This window comes from Allobosea massiliensis (genome assembly GCF_042655245.1).
Classification (GTDB): Bacteria; Pseudomonadota; Alphaproteobacteria; order Rhizobiales; family Beijerinckiaceae; genus Allobosea; species Allobosea massiliensis.
The window spans coordinates 1-1,269 of record NZ_JBHSLU010000121.1; the positions used below are offsets into that span (position 1 = coordinate 1).

The following is a 1,269-nucleotide window of genomic DNA, read 5'->3' on the forward strand; positions in this document are numbered from 1 at the left end:
TCGCTGCTTCATCGTGCTGATTCCTTCTGGAAACCAGCGTCAGAACAGCCCCAACCTGCAGCGAAACTGAGTCAGACCTAAACTTGCACGCCGAAACACATCGACGACGCCGGAGATCAGGTCCGGATCAGTCTGCGGCATTCCTTCCTCCGGGGCGTGGCCCCGATCGAGGCCATGCGCCGGTTCCGATCGACCGTAGGCGACGCCGGGAAAGCGGATAGCATAGCGGTGTTTGGCAGCTGCAGCCTGATAGCGGCGATAGTCGGTGGCGCCACTCAGGATCACGCGTCTGACCCATTCCACGATCCGATCCCGTTCGGCCCGCGGCAGGGCATTGAAGTTCTCCGGCAGATGCCAGGCCAGCCGTCGTCGTTCGGCACGCCCGATCGCCTGCGGCTCATGGCCCCGAACCGCGCGCGCTCGGTGCGGCAGCTTGGCCTCGAAGTATCCCACGGGGAGCTGATAGCGCCGCTCGATTCGGCGCAGGATCTCCATGCTGGCGACGCTGATCGGGGCCCGCGTTCCCTGCACCCAACTTCGCAGCGTCTGGCGGTCGAAGGTCTCGCCCTCCCGAACGACGGCGCGATGCAGATGCCAGTAGCTGTCGCCATGCCGTTCCAATTGAAGCGCAAGCGCTTCACGGAATGTCGGCGGGTCAGGCCACTGCAGCGTCTTCGGCTGCGGGTACTCATGGACCTGCCCCGACTTCGCGCCCCGCTTCGATCCTCTGCCGCCGGGGGCTGAAGAGATGGCAGGTCGCACAGTCGCTTGCGCACTGGGGGTCGACGCGGGCGCAGTGGCTTTCGATCGACGGGACCGCACCGAAAAGGCGTGGTTCGCCGATTTCGGGCCGGGGTCCGCGCGCTTCGATGGAACGAACCCCTCGCCGGTTTCGGCATCGTAGGCGCGAACCATGGCGTCGAGCGCAGGCCGTATCTCCTCCTTGATCGCGACCAGATTTGGATAGGCGATCCCGGTGTTTGCGGCGATCTCCCGCCACGAGTAGCCGGTGGAGTGCAGCGGTGGCCATTCGTGACGGGCGATTAGATCGAGCAGGTAGGCTTCGAGACGGTCAGTATCCGGCCCTAGTGAGGATAAGAGGCGCTTGCGGCAGAACGCGGCGATACGGTCGGCGAAGGTGCGCGAGCTTCGATGGGTCGGCATAGGCGGTGGTCGTGTCCCTGCTGGTGGTGTAGCTTCGCAGAGCCACCGCGTGCCGGCTTTGGTCGGGCTGGTCAGGCGGCCACGGCTGGCAGGCTGACGATGGGA

The 1,269-nt window shown here is 65.3% G+C and carries 1 pseudogene; it reads right to left on the reverse strand.

The annotated features are described in order from the left end of the window. Nucleotides 1–39: 39 nt before the first annotated feature. A pseudogene (locus tag ACFPN9_RS26430) lies at nt 40–1,269 on the reverse strand (hypothetical protein); the annotation flags it as partial.